General features: G+C 64.2%; 17 protein-coding genes. 6 read left to right on the forward strand and 11 right to left on the reverse strand.

All coding sequences use genetic code 11. The annotated features are described in order from the left end of the window. Nucleotides 1–34: 34 nt before the first annotated feature. A complete protein-coding gene (gene tfpB, locus DFR29_RS26125) occupies nucleotides 35–1,879 on the forward strand; it encodes a type IV pilus assembly ATPase TfpB (protein WP_133821596.1) in 1,845 nt (614 codons plus the stop codon). A gap of 130 nt (nucleotides 1,880–2,009) precedes the next feature. Next, nucleotides 2,010–2,738: a glutamine amidotransferase gene (locus DFR29_RS26130; RefSeq protein ID WP_133821597.1), complete on the forward strand. Its 729-nt coding sequence runs from the start codon at nucleotides 2,010–2,012 to the stop codon at nucleotides 2,736–2,738. 417 nt (nucleotides 2,739–3,155) lie between these two features. On the opposite strand, the gene DFR29_RS26135 is transcribed toward DFR29_RS26130, so the two are convergent. From DFR29_RS26135 to DFR29_RS26160, 6 genes are all read right to left on the reverse strand, one after another. Next, a complete protein-coding gene (locus tag DFR29_RS26135) occupies nucleotides 3,156–3,374 on the reverse strand; it encodes a hypothetical protein (protein WP_133821598.1) in 219 nt (72 codons plus the stop codon). Between the two features lie 175 nt (nucleotides 3,375–3,549). Next, nucleotides 3,550–4,311: a twin-arginine translocase subunit TatC gene (gene tatC / locus DFR29_RS26140; RefSeq protein ID WP_133821599.1), complete on the reverse strand. Its 762-nt coding sequence runs from the start codon at nucleotides 4,309–4,311 to the stop codon at nucleotides 3,550–3,552. Continuing rightward, on the reverse strand, nucleotides 4,298–4,594 hold the full coding sequence (gene tatB, locus DFR29_RS26145; protein WP_133821600.1) for a Sec-independent protein translocase protein TatB: 297 nt from the start codon (nucleotides 4,592–4,594) through the stop codon (nucleotides 4,298–4,300). The genes tatC and tatB overlap by 14 nt, the downstream gene beginning before the upstream one ends. Nucleotides 4,595–4,603: 9 nt before the next feature. Further along, the gene (gene tatA, locus DFR29_RS26150; protein WP_133821601.1) at nucleotides 4,604–4,822 is read right to left on the reverse strand and encodes a Sec-independent protein translocase subunit TatA; all 219 of its coding nucleotides are present in this window, start codon (nucleotides 4,820–4,822) and stop codon (nucleotides 4,604–4,606) included. 98 nt (nucleotides 4,823–4,920) lie between these two features. After that, on the reverse strand, nucleotides 4,921–5,613 hold the full coding sequence (locus tag DFR29_RS26155; RefSeq protein ID WP_166654348.1) for a lipid-binding SYLF domain-containing protein: 693 nt from the start codon (nucleotides 5,611–5,613) through the stop codon (nucleotides 4,921–4,923). 108 nt (nucleotides 5,614–5,721) lie between these two features. Beyond that, nucleotides 5,722–6,660 (reverse strand): NHL repeat-containing protein, encoded by a 939-nt coding sequence (locus DFR29_RS26160; RefSeq protein ID WP_133821602.1) that lies wholly within the window; start codon nucleotides 6,658–6,660, stop codon nucleotides 5,722–5,724. Nucleotides 6,661–6,834: 174 nt separating this feature from the next. Between DFR29_RS26160 and hemH the strand changes: the two genes are divergently transcribed. Then, a complete protein-coding gene (gene hemH / locus DFR29_RS26165; protein WP_133821603.1) occupies nucleotides 6,835–7,914 on the forward strand; it encodes a ferrochelatase in 1,080 nt (359 codons plus the stop codon). After that, nucleotides 7,904–8,755, forward strand: coding sequence for an alpha/beta fold hydrolase (locus tag DFR29_RS26170; RefSeq protein ID WP_133821604.1), 852 nt, complete (start codon nucleotides 7,904–7,906; stop codon nucleotides 8,753–8,755). Before hemH ends, DFR29_RS26170 begins: the two co-directional genes overlap by 11 nt. Before the next feature lie 37 nt (nucleotides 8,756–8,792). Here the strand turns inward: DFR29_RS26170 and DFR29_RS26175 are convergent, their stop codons facing one another. From DFR29_RS26175 to ttcA, 3 genes are all read right to left on the reverse strand, one after another. Beyond that, nucleotides 8,793–9,557 carry a M48 family metallopeptidase gene (locus DFR29_RS26175; RefSeq protein WP_133821605.1) on the reverse strand — a complete coding sequence of 255 codons (765 nt, stop codon included), beginning with the start codon at nucleotides 9,555–9,557 and terminating at the stop codon, nucleotides 8,793–8,795. Between the two features lie 126 nt (nucleotides 9,558–9,683). Beyond that, nucleotides 9,684–10,598, reverse strand: coding sequence for a recombination-associated protein RdgC (locus DFR29_RS26180; protein WP_133821606.1), 915 nt, complete (start codon nucleotides 10,596–10,598; stop codon nucleotides 9,684–9,686). Nucleotides 10,599–10,670: 72 nt separating this feature from the next. Then, nucleotides 10,671–11,546, reverse strand: a complete 876-nt coding sequence (gene ttcA, locus DFR29_RS26185) for a tRNA 2-thiocytidine(32) synthetase TtcA (RefSeq protein ID WP_133821607.1) — start codon at nucleotides 11,544–11,546, stop codon at nucleotides 10,671–10,673. Nucleotides 11,547–11,835: 289 nt separating this feature from the next. On the opposite strand from ttcA, the gene DFR29_RS26190 reads away from it, so the two are divergent. Then, nucleotides 11,836–12,042 (forward strand): YdcH family protein, encoded by a 207-nt coding sequence (locus DFR29_RS26190; RefSeq protein ID WP_133821608.1) that lies wholly within the window; start codon nucleotides 11,836–11,838, stop codon nucleotides 12,040–12,042. Here the strand turns inward: DFR29_RS26190 and DFR29_RS26195 are convergent. Together DFR29_RS26195 and DFR29_RS29445 are read right to left on the reverse strand one after the other, a co-directional pair. Further along, complete coding sequence (locus tag DFR29_RS26195) at nucleotides 12,030–13,364, reverse strand: Na+/H+ antiporter NhaC family protein (protein WP_133821609.1); 1,335 nt, start codon at nucleotides 13,362–13,364, stop codon at nucleotides 12,030–12,032. The two genes, DFR29_RS26190 and DFR29_RS26195, sit on opposite strands and share 13 nt — an antisense overlap. Nucleotides 13,365–13,546: 182 nt before the next feature. Further along, a complete protein-coding gene (locus DFR29_RS29445; RefSeq protein WP_166654349.1) occupies nucleotides 13,547–13,693 on the reverse strand; it encodes a hypothetical protein in 147 nt (48 codons plus the stop codon). Between the two features lie 1,136 nt (nucleotides 13,694–14,829). On the opposite strand from DFR29_RS29445, the gene DFR29_RS26200 reads away from it, so the two are divergent. Then, a partial coding sequence (locus DFR29_RS26200) for a GEVED domain-containing protein (protein ID WP_166654350.1) occupies nucleotides 14,830–17,393 on the forward strand: 2,564 nt, incomplete at its 3' end.

Raw genomic sequence — 17,393 nt, forward strand, 5'->3', positions numbered from 1 at the left:
ATAGCGGGCGCATTGGCGTCCTTCAGGAATTCCCATGGCCTCCAGCCCGCAGCGTCCCGTTGACGCGGTTTCTTCGCTTTCGGCCGTAGCGACCGCGCCGGTCAAGCTGGGCCTGCACGGACGGCTGGAACTGGACGAAACGCTGATGGCGCTGGTCCAGGACGGCCTGCTCGCCGTCGACGATGCCCGCCGCATCCGCGCCGACTCGCGCAGCGGCAAGGACAAGCTGGCGCTGCACCCGCTGGTGCTGGTGGCCAACCTCAAGCCCGTGGACCAGCGCAATCCGGGCAAGCCGCTGGGCCTGGAAGTGCTGACCCAGTGGCTGGCGGAAAAGGCCAGCCTGCCCTACCTGCGCATCGATCCGATGAAGATCGACGTGGCGGCAGTCACCCAGGTCATCTCGCACCAGTACGCGACGCGCTACCGCATCCTGCCGGTGGCGGTGGCGCCGGACAAGGTCGTAATTGCCTCGGCCGAGCCCTTCGATACGCGCTGGGTGCACGATCTTGGCCACATCCTGCGCCGCGAGATCGAGCGCATGGTGGCCAGCCCGCTGGACGTCAATCGCTACCTGACCGAATTCTTCGGCGTGCAGCGGTCGATCCAGCGCGCCAAGGATGCCAAGAGCGATGCGGGCTACGACCCCTCCACCCTGCTCAACTTCGAGCAGTTGCTGGAACTGGGCAAGGCCGGCGACATCGGCGCCGACGATCGCCACGTTGTGCATATCGTCGACTGGCTGCTGCAGTACGCGCTCGACCAGCGGGCCTCGGATATTCATCTGGAGCCGCGCCGCGACGCGGGAAATATCCGTTTCCGTATCGACGGCAACATGATCAAGGTGTTCGAGTTTCCTCCGCCGGTAATGACGGCGGTGACGGCTCGCATAAAGATTCTCGGGCGCATGGACCTGGCGGAAAAGCGCCGGCCGCAGGACGGCCGCATCAAGACACGCTCGCCCGGTGGCCGCGAAGTGGAGTTGCGCCTGTCGACCATGCCGACGGCGTTCGGCGAGAAGATCGTCATGCGCATCTTCGACCCGGACATCGTGGTCAAGGAGTTTCGCCAGATCGGTTTCTCCACCGACGAGGAGAACCTGTGGCGCTCGATGGTCGAGCGGCCGCACGGCATCGTGCTGGTCACCGGCCCCACCGGCTCGGGCAAGACCACGACGCTGTACTCCACCCTCAAGCATCTGGCCACGCCGGACCTGAACGTCTGCACGGTGGAAGACCCGATAGAAATGGTCAGCCCCGAATTCAACCAGATGCAGGTGCAGCCGGCGATCGACCTGGATTTTGCCGCCGGCGTGCGCACGCTGCTGCGCCAGGATCCCGACATCATCATGATCGGCGAAATCCGCGATCTGGAAACCGCGCAGATGGCGGTACAGGCTTCGCTGACCGGGCATCTGGTGCTGTCTACCCTGCATACCAACGACGCGCCGACGGCGGTGACGCGCCTGCTCGATCTGGGCGTACCGCATTACCTGATCCAGTCCACGCTCACGGGCGTGGTGGCCCAGCGGCTCATTCGTACGCTTTGTCCACATTGCAAGACTGGCCTGGCGGTCGACCCGCGCGCCTGGGATGCGCTGACCCATCGCTGGAACCTGGCTCTGCCCGAACGCACGCAGGGGCCGGTCGGCTGCCTGGAATGCCGCAACACCGGCTACTACGGCCGCACCGGCATCTACGAGATGCTGCGTATCACGCCGAAGATGCGCCAGCTGATCCTGGCCGATACCGACCTGGTCCGTTTCGGGGAAGCCGCGCTGGGCGACGGCATGCGGCCGCTGCGCATTTCCGCCGCGGCCCAGGTGGCGCGAGGCGTCACCACGGTGGCAGAAGTGATGACCGTGTTGCCGCCGGTTGACTGAAGGCGGGGGTTCTACGCCCTGTCTGTGCGTGGGTTTTGCCGCATAGCACGGCGTGCAAATTGGCAGCCCGGGCCGGCACGGATGCTTCTGATGCGTTTCTGACGCTATTTTCCGCTGACAGGTTATCTGCGTGAACCCGATCCTGATTTTGCAGACTGGAACTACTTTGCCGCGCCTGGCGGCGCGCCATGGCGATTTTCCGATGTGGTTCGCGCGTAGCGCAGGGCTGCGCCGCCACGAATTCGTGGCGGTACGTGTCGATGCGGGAGATGTGTTGCCCACCAGCAGTCGTGCCTATGCCGCGGCTATCGTGACGGGTTCGGCGAGCATGGTGACCGAGCGTCTGCCGTGGAGCGAACGCTGTGCCGAGTGGCTGAGTGATCAGGTACTGGGCATGCGGTTGCCGGTGCTCGGGGTTTGCTACGGCCACCAGCTGCTGGTGCAGGCTTTGGGCGGCAGCGTGGGCTGGAATCCACAGGGCCGGCAGATCGGCACCAAGTCCCTGGCAGCCAGTGCGCAGGCGAAAACCGATCCGCTGTTCGGCATGGCGGGCTCAGCGTTCCGTGCGCAGACTACGCATCAGCAGTCGGTACTGGCGATTCCCCAGGGCGCCGAGGTGCTGGCCAGTACCGTGCAGGACCCGCACCAGGCCCTGCGTCTGGGCGAGCGGGCCTGGGGCGTGCAGTTCCATCCGGAGTTCAGCGCCGGCGTGATGGCCGGCTACATCCGTGGGCGCAGCGACCGCTTGCGCAGCGAAGGCATGGATCCGGTCCAGCTGCTGAAGGAATGCGGACCTGCGCCAGAGGCGCGGCGGGTGTTGCAGCGCTTTGTCAGCCTGGCGCGAGGCGGCAGGCTTTAAGCAAAGTCTGGGCATGCTTGGGCGCGCGGCTCTCGATGCGGTCGCTTGAGCCCCCTGTGCTGCTGGGGCCTGGCGCGGGGAAAATCCAGCCGCCCGATGGAGCCGGCAGAAGGATCAAACCAAATTTCGACGCATCGAGCGGCTGCTCAAAAATCGGGCGATACACGTATCGTGGGTTTAAACAAGTGCCGAATGTATAGTGTTGCCAGCTGGCTGCTTGTACGCCCGGTTTCGAAAACAGGCATGGTGCGGGTGTACGTCGTGGAAATGTGATGTAGTCGACTTTAGTCGAAGATGGATATTGGGGGCTATTCCCCAGTTGCCTGAGTGAAATTCCAGAAATTGGCATTCCATAACGGCAAACGCCGCGCAGAGGCGCGGCGTTTGAAGAGTCTTGCAGGCTAGCTGCGGATCGACTTACTTGCGACCCTTGCCACCTTTACGCAGGCCGGCGAGGGGATCCGGCAGCTTCAGGCCGCCGAGGTAATCGTTGATGGCTTCGTTGGTGACGTCGTACAGCGGGCGGCCCATGACGGCTGCAGCTGCCTTGAGGCTATCGCGCATGCGCTTGGAAACACGCAGGCTGGCGTCGCGAGTATCTTCGTCAACAGCGGCGGCTGCGGCGGACTTTTTCATGATTTTCACCCTGAGTTATGAAGTGCTGATACGTGTACTGCGGGATTAGTATACGTGGCAGAAGCACGAAAAAGGCGGTACGGGATGTAGCGTACTTGTAACGAATTGTAAATCGACCATGCGCATGAGCCGATCCGCTACCGTATTTCGGGGCTCGGCGCAGCTGGACTAAAGGCTAAGAGTTGGAACTTGTGGAGTCGGCAGGCGGCTTGGAAACCATGCGTGCGGCGATTATGCCGACCTCGTAAAGCAGGCACATGGGAATGGCCAGCATGACCTGCGAAATCACATCCGGCGGCGTCAGGATGGCCGCAATGACAAAGGCACCTACGACCACATAGCCGCGGCTTTCCGTCAACTGCTTGGGAGTGACCCAGCCCAGCGCAACGAGGATCACCACGGCGACGGGTACTTCGAAACAAAGTCCGAAAGCAAAAAAGATCACCAGGACGAAGTCGAGGTACTTGCCGATGTCGGTCATCATGGCCACGCCTTCCGGCGTGATCTTGGCCAGGAACGAAAACACCATCGGCAGAACCAGGAAATAGGCGAAGGCGCAGCCGAGGTAGAACAAGATGACGCTGGACACCAGCAACGGCATGCCCAGGCGCTTCTCGTGCCGGTACAGGCCCGGCGCGACGAATGCCCACAGCTGGTACAGCACTACCGGCATGGCAAGCACCAGCGCAGTACAAAAAGCCAGTTTTAGCGGAGTGAAGAATGGCGAGGCGACTTCGATCGCGACGAGCTGCCCACCCGCCGGCAGATTGCGCAGCAGCGGCTCGGCCAGCCATGCATAAAGTTTGTTGGCAAACGGAAGCAAGCACAGCAGCACCGCCGTTACCGCCAATATCGCTTTCAGCAGGCGTGCGCGCAGTTCGATCAAATGGGAAAAAAATGAAGCCTCTTCACCGGGCTCCTGCTCAGCTGCGCTCATCGAGCTTCCTGTCGACTTCGCTGGTGGTATTGCGCAGCTCCTCTGCGGTGCTGCGCAGCTCTTCGCTCGGATCGACCGAGGCGACGGTGTCGCGCATGCTGCGCTTGAGTTCCTCGGCGGCCAGTTCGCGCTCGACCTCGTTGCGTACATTGGCCCAGCTGTTGCGCGCGCGGCGTAATAGCGCACCGACGGTGCGGGCTGCGCCGGGCAGCCGTTCAGGCCCGAGGACGATCAGCGCGACGACGCCGATCAGCACGAATTCGCTGAAGCCGATATCGAACATCGCGGCGGCTTACTCGGTCTTTTCGCGCTTTTGTTCGGCGGTCTTTTCCGCTTCGGGCGTCGGATCGGCCTTGAGCTTGGGCGCCTCTTCGTCGCCCTGCAGGCCTTTCTTGAAATCGCGCATGGCGCTGCCGAGATCGCCGCCCATGTTGCGCAGGCGCTTGGTGCCGAACACCACAACCACGATCAACAGCACGATCAACCAGTGCCAAATGCTGAAACTACCCATTACCTGACTCCTGCAAATTCCGCGTGAGATGGCCGCTGCCGGGAACGGCAAAGCGCGACAGTGTAGCCGCGCTTTGCACAGGGGTCATGACGCTGCGCTCACTCGGCCGATTGCGCAGTGTACTCCTCGAGGCGGTCGCGGAAATCGACCACGACTTCCGGCACATTGCCCACGCCGCCTTCGAAGATGCGCCGCGGCGTTACGCCTTCGCCGTAGACGGCCTGATTGGAATCATGGTCTATGGATAGCACCGAGCCGTCCAGCGCGACGCCAGCAAACAACCCGCGTGCGCGTGAATAAGAATAGATCTCTGCCTTGAGCTGGGCATCGGTGGACGCTTGGGCGGAGCGGCCTACCGGGCCGGCCGCGGCAGAAGCATCGGCGCCGAGCGTGAATTTGCCGTGGACGATGGAGTCGACGCCGCGCTGGCTGCGGAAAACCAGGATCACGTCGGTGGATTGCACGCCAGCCTGAAAGCCGAGGCTGCCGCCGGTCATAGTGATGAAGGCAGGATTCGACCAGGTGCCGTCGCTGCCCTTCACGACGATAAGACCGTGGCCGCGGCGGCCGCCGATGACCAGGCCGGCCTTGATCACATCGGGTATCACCGCAATCGCGTGCGCTTCGCGCAGCAGGCCGGTGGGAACGCGCCGGTCCGGTGCCTGCATGATTTCATCCAGTACCCGGGTTGCCTCGCGTGCCCGCTTGGATTCGGTCTCGCCGGCCAGGACCGTGGCGCTCAACAGCAGACTGCATAGCAACAGCAGGACACGCAGGCAGGGTCGGCTCACGGATTACCTCGTCGAATAAGGGAGTGCAGGCTCGGCGCCAGGAGTGGACGCGAGGCACGCGCGGATGCGCGATCCGGCGATGGTTACCGTGGACGAGGGAATCGCGCCTTAACGCAGGCCGCGGCGGCGCAAGACCAGGCCGGCGGCGAGCAGCAGCAGTCCGGCAAGCAGGGACAGGCTTCGAGGCGAGCCGGCAGGTATCGGCTGTGCCGTGGCGGTGCCGGTAGGACAGGGCTGCGGCGCGGTGATGGCAAGGCCGAACAACGGCACGCTGCGCAGGTCTTCCGGACCGGTGATCGGACCCAGCAAGGTCATTGCGCCGGAATCGACATTGATGCGGGCAAGATCGCTCCAGTCCGGCGGAAATGCATTCGCAGCGGGCGGCGGCGGCGGGATATAAGTGACAGCAGCCCAGAGATTGCCGCTGGCGTCGAAGGACGGCCAGACCGAACTGATCTTGCTTGCGCTGACCCCGAAACTGCCGATCGGTATCGCTGCTCCGCTGGCCGTATCGACGCGGAACAGCGACGGATTCTCGTAATCGCCGGCGCCATAGAGATTGCGGCCGCGTGCGGCCAACCCGGTGAGGCGCGCGCCGGTAGAGCCGACGTAGGTGGTCAGTCCGGTAGCGTTGTCCACTTTCCACAGTTTGCGCGCCACGCCCGAAGCCAGCCAGGCCGAGCCGTCGCAGGTCACTGCATAGGAAAGATCGAGGGCATCCAGGCGGGACGGATCACCCTGGCCGGCCAGGCCCAGCGAACCGACGACCGACGCGGGCGAGCCAAGGAAGTCCAGCCGGAACAAGGATTTCGTATTGTCGGACGAGGCCAGCAGCGAGCCGTTCGGCGCGTAGGCAATGCCCTTCATGACAATGGGCTGGCCCGCATAAGAGCCCGTGTCGCCGACCAGAGTGGCGGTGCGGGAGGCGAGATCTATGCGATAGATCTGGTCATAAGCCGGCGCGAGCGCGAACGGCTCCGCCGTGACTGCCGAAGCAGCACACAGCGCAAACAGTGCCGCAGCGGCAGGGCGTGCGCGCAGGCTCATTGTTCACCGTCTTTTGTTATTGTTTCTGTAATCGTCGGCCGGGTCGGGCGCTGACACGGCTCGGCCAGTCTAGCAGCTTCGCCGCTGCCTACAAGCGGGGCTCCCCCGGTCGGAAAAATCACTTTGAATTCAACGGCAGGGTGCAGACAAGCCCGCTGTCATCGCGGGAATTTCATGCTCGGAACCACGCGTTACCATGCCTCTCCCCGGCCGTTTGCCCAGCGCGAGCGCATCGCCGTGCTGCTGCTCAATCTGGGCACTCCCGATGCGCCTACGCCGTCAGCCGTACGGCGCTACCTGGCGCAATTTCTGTCCGACCCCCGCGTGATCGAGCAGCCCCGCTGGCTGTGGTGGCCGGTACTGTATGGTGTGATCCTGCGACTGCGGCCGGCCCGGTCGGCGCGGGCCTATGCCAGCATCTGGAGCGAGGCGGGCTCGCCCTTGTTGGTGGAAAGCCGCAGGCTCGCCACGGCACTGGGCCATGTCGTGCGCGAGCGCGTTGGTGGTTGCATTACCGTAGAGCTCGCCATGACCTACGGCCAGCCGGCGATCGATACGGCACTGCAGGGGCTGGTCGATCAGGGTATTGGCCGCGTACTGGTATTGCCGCTGTATCCACAGTATTCGGCCACGTCGACCGGCGCGGCCCTGGATGCACTGGCGGATGCGATCAAGCGCCTGCGCTGGCCGCCGGAATTCCGTACCGTCAACGACTACCACGACCAGCCGGCGCATATCGAAGCGCTGGCGCGCAGCGTGGAAGCGCACTGGCAGCAACACGGGCGGGCCGAGCGTCTGCTGCTGTCGTTTCATGGTATTCCGCAGCGTTACGTCGCCGCCGGCGACCCATATGCGGCGCACTGCCAGGCGACGGCACGACTGCTCGCGGCGCGACTGGGCCTGGAGCAGGGGCAGCTGCTGGCGAGCTACCAGTCGCGCGTCGGCCGCGAGGAGTGGCTCAGGCCCTATACCGACGAGACACTGGTGGAGCTGGCGCGCAGCGGCGTGACGTCGGTGCAGCTGCTGTGTCCGGGCTTTGCCGTCGACTGCCTGGAAACACTGGAAGAAATCGGCGTGGAAAACCGCGAACGCTTTATCCATGCAGGCGGCAAACGCTACGAGTACATTGCGGCGCTCAACGACGGTGCTGGGCAGGTCGACGCGCTGCTGGCACTGGTCGAGCGTCACACCCGGGGCTGGATCGAATGGCCGGCTGCTGCGCAGAACGTTGCCACGGTGCCGCATGCCGACTGAACTGCAGATCGAACTGCCGCATCTGACCTTGGCGGCGCAAAGCTGGGGCGACAAGGCGCTGCCGCCGCTGCTGGCCATTCACGGCTGGCTGGACAATGCTGCGTCGTTCAATACGCTGGCTCCGATACTTTCCAAGTATTTCCATATTGTTGCAATTGACTTACCGGGCCACGGCCGCTCCGCGCATCGGCCGGCCGGCGGCTGGTATCACTACGTCGAATACCTGGCCGACATACAGGCCACTGTCGCGGCCCTGGGCTGGGCACGCTATTCCCTGCTCGGCCATTCGCTGGGCGGTGCCACGGCGAGCATCTTTGCCGCTGCGCAGCCGGCAGGCATCGAACGCTTGCTGTTGATCGAATCACTGGGGCCGCTGACTGCCGCGCCCGAAGCTGCGCTGGAACAATTGCGCCGCGGCCTGGACCAGCGCGCCGGCCTGGGCGGGAAATCCCTGCGCGTATTTGCCGATAGCCGATTGCCGATACACGCGCGCATGCAGGCCAACGATCTCAGCGAGGCCGCCGCTGCCGCCCTGGTCGAACGCGGCATCTGCGCGGTACCGGGCGGCTGGTCCTGGTCCAGCGACGCACGCCTGACCCTGGCTTCGCCGCAGCGCTATACCGAGGCGCAGATCCAGACCATCCTGCGCGGCATCGCCTGTCCGACCCTGGTGGTGCTGGCATCACCGGCGACCTCGTACCTGCCCGATGCGATGATGCAGGCGCGTGCGGCGTGCGTAGCGGACATCCGCCTGGTGCGTCTGCCGGGCAATCATCACTTGCACCTGGAAAAACCGGCGCCGGTGGCAGCGGAAATAACCGCGTTCTGCGGCTGGAGCTGATGCCTCTGACGAGAGGCTTTGGCACGGTGCAAGCGTTTCAGCGCTCGCCGATCAGCCGCGACAGTTCGGCCTTGAGCGCGTGGCCTTTCTCGCGCAGCCAGTCACGCTGGTCTTTCCATTCCGGATAGAAGCTCGCAACCAGGTTCCAATAGCGCGGCGAGTGGTTGCGGATTTTCAGGTGACACAGTTCGTGGATGACCACGTACTTGAGCGCAGCCGGCGGCGCCAGGGCCAGGGCCAGGTCGAGGGTCATGCAGTCGCGCGTGTCGAGGCTGCCCCAGAGGCTTTTCAGCGGACGTACGCGCACGGCCACCGGTGCCGCCTGCAGTTCGCCGGTATAGCGCGCCAGCAGGCGCGAGACATCGCGCCGTATCTGCGCTTCGAGAAACGAGCGCAACAGCGCACGGGCCGCCGGCAGCGCGCGCTTGGACTGGTTGTGCGGCAGGGTCAGCACCAGCTTGTCGCCTTCCTGGGCAATGCTGGGATAGGCGCCTTCGCGCCAGACCATCTGGGTGGTTTCGCCGCGCAGCGGAATCAGCGTCGGCGCACCCGGCAGCAGCGGCGGCGGGCCTGAGCCGTCCAGCTGCAGCTGATCGAGCTTGCGTTCCAGCCAGTCCACATGTTTGCGCAGAAACGCAAACACCTGGGCCGGATGCGTGCCTTCGGGATAAGACAGGCGCGCGCCGTTCGAGGTCACGGTCAAGCGCAGGCGGCGTGCCTGGGGATGGGCCTTTTTCAGCACCTTGATCGTCTCCCCGTTCGGGGTGGACAGTTCCAGGTAGTGGTTTTCTTCCGGGCTCATGCCTGTTCCTCGCGCATCCGCTGGCCTTGCGGCGCGGAGTGGTCAAACGGCGTTTCCCTTTGCCTTGCGCCAGCGCTGCCGGGGCGGCGCTGGCGTTTCCTGTCATCAGTGTGCAACCGCGGTATTTCAGCGATCTGTCGGCCGCGGCAGCTTGAACCACTCGTCGAGCTTGCCCAGCAGGCGCTCGACTTCCAGCGTCATCAGCGCCATGCGCGAGTCGAGCTCGGCGGCGGCCGAATCGGCGTCGGTCTCGTTCAGCTCGTCCAGTACCTGGTCGAGGAAGCGCAGCTTGCGGATGACGAGGTCTTCGCCAAGCACCAGGCTGATACGGTCGTCGAAGGTAAGGCCAAGCTGGTACACCTGCTTGCCGGTCTTGAGGTGCTCGCGCACCTCGTCGGTTTCAAGGTCCTGGCGACGGCAGCGTACGATCGCGCCGGACTCTGCCGGGTCGCGCAATTCGCATTCGTCCGCCAGGGTCAGGCCGGCCGGTAGCTTGCCACTAACCACCCAGTCCGTCATCAGGGTGCGCGGCGACTCTTCCGGCGCCATCGGCGTGGCTGGGAAGCTGCCGACGGCCTCGCGCAATTCCGAGAGGGCTTCTTCTGCCGATTTGCGGCTGGACGTGTCGACGACCAGCCAGCCGTTCTTCAGGTCGACATAGGCCAGCATGCGGTAAGGCTTGACGAAGGCGCGGGGCAGGAAATCGGTGAGGATCTCGTCCTTCATCCGCTTGCGTTCCTTGGCGCCAACGCGCCGGCCCTGTTCCTCGGTGATTTTCTGCAGGCGTGCCGACAGCTCCTCGTTGACTACCGAGCCCGGCAGCAGCTTGTCCTCGCCGCCCAGGGCGACCAGGGCGTAGTGCGCCACCTTGTGCACCAGCACCTCGGCGTTGCGTCCGTGTGGCGAGACGAAGCCACGCGTGGACTGCTCCAGCGGACCACAGGGGCGCAGGCGTTTTTGTTCCAGCTGGGTGTCCAGCTCGGCCAGGGATTCGGCCATGGCTTCGGAGAAACGGAACAGACTCAAGTTGCGAAAGAACATGAAATTCCTGGTCGGGCCTCGGGCCCGGCAATGCGTGAAAAGGAACTCGACGGCGCGGACCGGCCGCGCAAGCTAGCTGGCGGCAGTCTCAACCTCTGCGACGGCCGCTTCGCCGCGTAGCCAGTCCGCGGCCGAGAGGCGGGCGTCGCCGCGGCTGCCCAGGCCGGCGAAATCGAACAGATTGCGATCGGCCAGCTGCGAGGGCGAAACGTCGCCGATGGCGCGGAAGACATTCTCGACGCGGCCCGGATATTGCCGCTCCCATTCGCCCAGCATGGACTTGATCGCCTTGCGCTGCAGGTTTTCCTGCGAGCCGCACAGGTTGCAGGGCATGATCGGAAACCTTTTCAGTGCGGCGTAGCCGGCAATGTCGTCCTCGCGGCAATAGGCCAGCGGCCGTATCACCACGTTGCGCCCGTCGTCGGATCTGAGTTTGGGCGGCATGGCCTTGAGCTTGGCCTGGTGGAACAGGTTCAGGAACAGCGTTTCGACGATGTCGTCGCGATGGTGGCCCAGTGCGATCTTGCTGAAGCCCTGGGCGAAGGCATGGTCGTACAGATTGCCCCGGCGCAGGCGCGAGCACAGGCTGCACATGGTGCGGCCTTCGGGCACTACGCGCTTGACCACGCTGTAGGTGTCCTGCTGCAGGATGGTGAACGGCATGCCGATGGACCGGAGATAGCGCGGCAGCGTGTCCGGGTCGTAGCCCGGCTGTTTCTGGTCCAGGTGTACTGCATGCAGTTCGAAATCCACCGGGGCCTTGGCCTGCAGCTGGCTCAGCAGGTCAAGCAGGGTATACGAGTCTTTGCCGCCGGAAAGGCAGACCATGATGCGGTCGCCCGGCTCGATCATCTGGTAGTCGGCAATCGCCTGGCCAACCTGGCGGCGCAGCCGCTTGTTCAGCTTGTTGGCGTTGATTTCCTGTTGACGGACGGCGGCGGGGCTCATGGTCGTGGCGCAGCGATGAAGGCGGCGATTGTAGCAGCGCCGCCCCGCCCCGCCCGATGCGCCAAGGCCGGTACGACGCCGGCATCTCGCCTCGCGTCGCCCTTGTGCCGGCGCGCGGAAAAGGGGACGCCGGTTACCGTCGCCGGGTGCGCCAGGAGCGGGCTGTCGCGCGGCAGCCCGCATCAGTAGCCGGTTCGGTTCGCCGCCCGGCCAGGGCACCGTCGGCCGATGCTCTACGAGCCGCTGCCCAAGCCCGCTACACTCGCCCGACTCCCCACGCCACGCACCGATGCTCAACCACGATCCCGCCGAAATCACCCGTCAGCTGATCGAACTGCGTATCGAGCACCGCGATCTCGACGCAGCCATCCTGCTTCTTTCGGCCACCAATGCGGCCGACGAGCTACAGCTGAAGCGCCTGAAGAAACGCAAGCTGCGCCTGAAGGACATGATTGCCTATCTGGAAAGCCAGCTGATCCCCGATCAGCCGGCTTGACTAGCCAGCCCCGGCTGGCCCGGCTGCCCGGCACGCCGCGGCAGGCCCAGCGCGATCGAGGCGAGGGCGACCAGGGCCAGTAGCCAGCCGTAGTGCACCGTGCCGACCAGCTGCAGCGGCGACGCCTTGGCGATAGAGGCGGCCAGCAGAATCTGCGCGCCATACGGCAATACGCTCTGGGTAACGCAGGCAAAGACGTCGAGCAGGCTGGCGCTGCGGGCCGGGCTCACGCCGTGACGCTCGGCAATCTCCCGCGCGGTGTTACCGCTGATCAGCAAGGCCACAGTGTTGTTGGCGGTAAACACGTCAGTCACCGTAGCCACGGCGGCGATGGAGAACTCGCCGCTGCGCCGTCCGCTGCCGCCAGCGAGCCGGGCGATGCGCGCGGCCAGCCAGGTCAGGCCACCCTGGGCGCGAACCAGCGCTGCCAGGCCGCCGATCAGCAGCGACAGCAGGGTGATCTCGAACATCCCTTCGAAGCCGGCATAAATATCGTTGCTGAACACCGCCAGCGAATAATCAGTCTTGAGCGCCAGGCCGAATGCGCCGGCCAGCAGCAGGCCAACACTGAGCACAATCAATACATCGATGCCGATCAGTGCCAGCACCAGTACCAGCAGATACGGCAGTGCCAGCCAGGGCGAAGCGGTGGCCGCCGGCGGCGGTGCGCTGCTGCTGGTGCCCAGCGCGGCCAGCAGTACCAGACAGGCGATGGCGGCTGGAATGGCCAGCCAGAAATTGGCGCGGAACTTGTCGCGCATGCTGGCGCCTTGCAGGCGCGAAGCCGCAATCGCGGTATCCGAGATCACCGACAGGTTGTCGCCGAACGTGGCGCCGCTGAGCACCGCGCCCAGCGCCAGCGCCGGTTCGATGCCGGCGGCTTCAGCCACGCCCAGTGCAATCGGCGCCACCGCCGCGATCGTGCCCATCGACGTGCCCATGGCCAGTGCCACGAAACCAGCGACCAGGAACAGGCCGGGCAAGGCCAGCCACGACGGGATAGCCGACAGCGTAAGGTAGACCACCGCATCCACGCCGCCGATGGCCTTGCTCACCGCGGCGAAGGCGCCGGCCAGCAGGAAGATCAGGCACATCAGCATCACATCGCTGTTGCCCATGCCGGCGAGGAACGTGTCCAGCGGCTTGCTGCGCCGGCCCAGCCACAGCGCCAGCGCAATGGCCGGCAGAATCGCGATGGGCGCACGCAGCTGATAGAAAGCGTCTACATGACCCAGTGCGGTGAACCACAGGCCGACACCGAGAAACAGCGACAGAAACAGGCCCAGCGGCAATAGCGCCCGGGCCGAGGCGGGGGAAGTCATGTTAGGTCCAGAAAGTGGGCGCAATGCGCCGTGCTGCATAGCAGCATAGACGGCCATACGGCTACACCGAAATGCTCAGCGGACCCACGCATATTCCTTTGGCGAATATACGGCCTGCCCGCTACTGCGCACTAGCTGGTCTGCCGCCCCGACGCTTGCTCTCCGTTCGCGCAGTGGTGTCTTCATTCGCTGAAATCCTGCTCGACGCGTTGCGGTATCGCCATGCGCGCCGCGTAGCGCGCATCGGCGCGGCTGCTCACGTCGTGCGCCGCCGCGCCGATTCCAGTCTGCTGGGATTTGCGGCGCTGTCTGTCCCCGCTCGGCCGCATGCGAAGCTCGCGCGGCGGGCGTGGGGGCGGAGAAATACCCAAAGTTCTTGAGTTTTTCCCTCACGGCGGCATGAGGGACATCCATGCGATTCGGCATTTGTCGAAAACTTCATCTAATTTTTGAACAGTGTTATCGAAAAAGATCGCGGTACCGTCTGGAGTGCCGGCGCGGCTTCGCCTTTCCGGCGATGTTCTGCGGCATGACGTCACGTGGCCGGCAGTCTGGACCTGTATGCCACCTTCGCCCTCGGACCGATTCGGTGCCGGGCATGCGTTGATTCGTTCACTGCGTCGTGCATTTCACCGTTGTTTGGCCGTTGCGCTTATGCAGACCGCCGAACATTCGTCCGGCGTATCGACAAAATAGTGGCTTCAATTTTCCATTCTATAGCGAATGGATTTGGCGAAAATGCCGAAAATCAATAGAAATCGAAAGGAATTCGACAAATATTCGCTCGCGAATTGAAACTTTAGATGCGTACGCAAGCGGATGTATTGTTTCGACTGTTACGCTGCCCTTCCATTCGCGTAGCCGATTTCCATTTGTTGAGAAATTGTGCGCGAACGAATGCAGTGACGGCAGATTCTTGAGGGGCTCTCGGGATCGAAGGCATCGACGACGGCGTTGCGCATCAGGTAGACCCGCGCCGGGAATACCGGTGCCACACGCCGTGTTGAGGGCCGTTGTTCGGTTCGTGGGCGCCGGGCGTCGTGCAGTCAATTCGCGGCAAGCCGGTTTCACGGCCCTATTTCGCCGCCGGGCATTCGGAAGTCGGCAAGCAATGTACGCACGTTTACAGCAAGCGATGGCGTCACGGCCATGTCGTCGGGACATGTTCGGCGTGACCTAAAGGGGTTTAGCTGCGGTCTTGATCGCTCTTTGCGGGTTCATGGCTGTGCTCTATCCCATCTATGCCGGTGGAGACTTTGTAATGAGCAAGCGGAGCGGAAAATTCTTCGGGACATGGTTCGACCGGCAGTTTCGCAGCATGCTTGGTCAAGCGGATCTCCCAATTTCTTTGCCCGTAATAGCTGCGCGCTACCGGGTGCGCTTGCTCTCGTGGTTGATGGTCGTGCTTGGAGCAACGGCGGCGCTGCTTGCGCCCGCAGCCCAGGCGCAAGTGATTCCAATCCCGGTGGGGACCAGCTGCGGCAACCTGGCTACCGCGGAGAGCGGTGGTTCTTTTGGCACGTTGGCGGCAGGTCCGCCATTCACGCGCGACCTGCAGATTCCACCCGGCGGAGCCTATGCCTATGGTGGCGCCGCTGCGAATGCGCTGGTTCCGGAAGCCAGGTATGTCGTCACTTCCCAGGTCAACTCGGCTCCTCTCCATCCTAGTACCGCGCATTGGCATAACCTGCCGGGGCATGCGGGCGGTGCGCCCGATCCCGGCAGCACGACCGATGGTTATCTTGCCGTCAACGGCTCGACCGCGGTCGGTGTGTTCTATCGACAGGACATCAGCCTGGTCGCCAACCAGAACTACCGGCTCAGTATGTTCGCGATCAACGCGATCAACCTGGTCGGCTACAACGGCACCTGGCCGAATCTGCGCATCCGCCTGGTCCGCGCTTCCGACAATGCCGTGATCGGCTTTAGCGACACTGGCGCCATGCCTGACAAGGAGGGCGCCTTTGTCGGCCCGTCGGATTGGTCCCAGGCAACGATCGACGTCAATTCCGGTGCTGCCACGGCCTTCAGGCTCGAAGTGCTCAACCTCACGACCAGTTTGGGCGACAACGATTTCGCCATCGACGACGTCACCATCGCGCCGCTGCTCCAGGCCGGCTGCCCCATCGATTTCGGAGATGCGCCGGATACGGGCGCCGGCACCGCACAGGGCAACTACCAGAGCCTGTTGGCCGACAATGGCGCGCGTCACGGCCTCGTGGCGGGGCTGTTTCTCGGCACGACGGCAACAGCCGAACTCGATGCGCTGCAGAACGCCACGGCTACCGGCGATACGGGCGACGACGGCGCGACGGTGCCGGCCAATCTCACCCCGGTGATCGGCAACACCTTCAGCTTTCCGGTCACCGTCAGCAATACCACGGGAACCAATGCCTTTGTCGTGGCCTATATCGACTGGAACAGCGACGGCGATTTCGTCGATGCCGGCGAGCAGTCCGGCACGCTGACCTATGCCAGCGGAGCCGGAGCGACGAGCCAGAACGCGAGCTTTACGATACCTTCCATCGTCGTCGGCGGACCGACCTTCGTGCGCGTGCGCCTGGGGCGCTCTGCGGTCAATGTCACTTCGCCCATCGGCATTGCTGCAGATGGCGGCGAGGTCGAGGACTACCGCATTGTCCTGGCCAACCGCGTGACGCTGAACAAGGTCGTCGTTCCTGCAGCCGATGCGGGCCGATTCAACCTGCAGGTCAATGGCAGCGCCGTGGCCACCAATGTGGGCAATGGCGGTAGCGGTAACGTGGCGATCGCGACGGCCGGATCGACCGTGACCATCGCCGAACTCGCCGGCACACCGAGCCCGGGCCTGGGCAACTACACCACGACGCTGGCCTGCACGGGCGCCACCGTCACCCCGGTTGCCGGCAATCAGTCGGGTACGTTCACGATGCCCGGTGCGGATGTGAACTGTACGTTCACCAACACGCGCACTCCACGTACGGTGACGGTAGTCAAGGCGCTGGTGCCGACCGCCGATCCGGGGCGCTTCGACCTGCAGATCAATGCAGCGACGGTGGCATCCAATGTCGGTAACGGCGGCAGCGGCAGCAATGCCGCGGTTACGCCCGGAACGACAGTCACCGTTGCGGAACTGGTGGGTACGCCGAATCCGGGCTTGGCGAATTACACGACGACTCTGAACTGCCCCGGTGCAACCGTAACGCCGGGTGCAGGCAACCGGTCCGGCAGCTTCACCATGCCGGACGCGAACGTGACGTGCACATTTACCAATACGCGCATCCCTCGCACGGTAACGGTAGTCAAGGCGCTCTCGCCGGTGGCGGACGCAGGCCGCTTCAACCTGCAGATCAATGCGGCGACGGTGGCATCCAATGTCGGCAACGGCGGCAGCGGCAGCAATGCCGCGGTTACGCCCGGAACGACAGTCACCGTTGCAGAACTGGCCGGTACGCCCAACACGGGCCTGGCGAACTACACCACGACACTGAACTGCCCGGGTGCAACAGTGACACCTGGCGCGGGTAACCAGTCCGGCAGCTTCACCATGCCGGATGCGAATGTGACGTGCACATTTACCAATACGCGCATACCGCGGACGGTAACGCTGAACAAGACCTTGAGTCCTGCGGCAGATGCGGGGCGCTTCGACCTGCAGGTCAACGGTTCGACCGTCGCGACCAATGTCGGCAACGGCGGCACGGGCAGCGCCACGACCGTGGTTCCCGGTACGACAGTGACGATTGCAGAACTCGCCGGCACGCCCAGCGTAGGCTTGAGCGGTTATGCCACCGCATTGGCCTGTACCGGCGCGACGGTTGTGCCGGCGGCAGGCAACCAATCCGGCACGTTCACGATGCCGGACGCAGATGTCAGTTGCACATTTACCAATACATCCATTGTGAACCTTGCGGTGACCAAGACGGCAACCCCCACGGGCAGCTACCTGCCGGGCCAGCCGCTGAACTACAGCATCGTGGTGACGAACAACGGCCCGGGTGCGGCGAGCAGCATCGCGGTGAGCGACACGGTGCCGGCGAGCGTGACGGT

It is taken from the genome of Tahibacter aquaticus, assembly GCF_004363655.1.
Lineage (GTDB): Bacteria > Pseudomonadota > Gammaproteobacteria > Xanthomonadales > Rhodanobacteraceae > Tahibacter > Tahibacter aquaticus.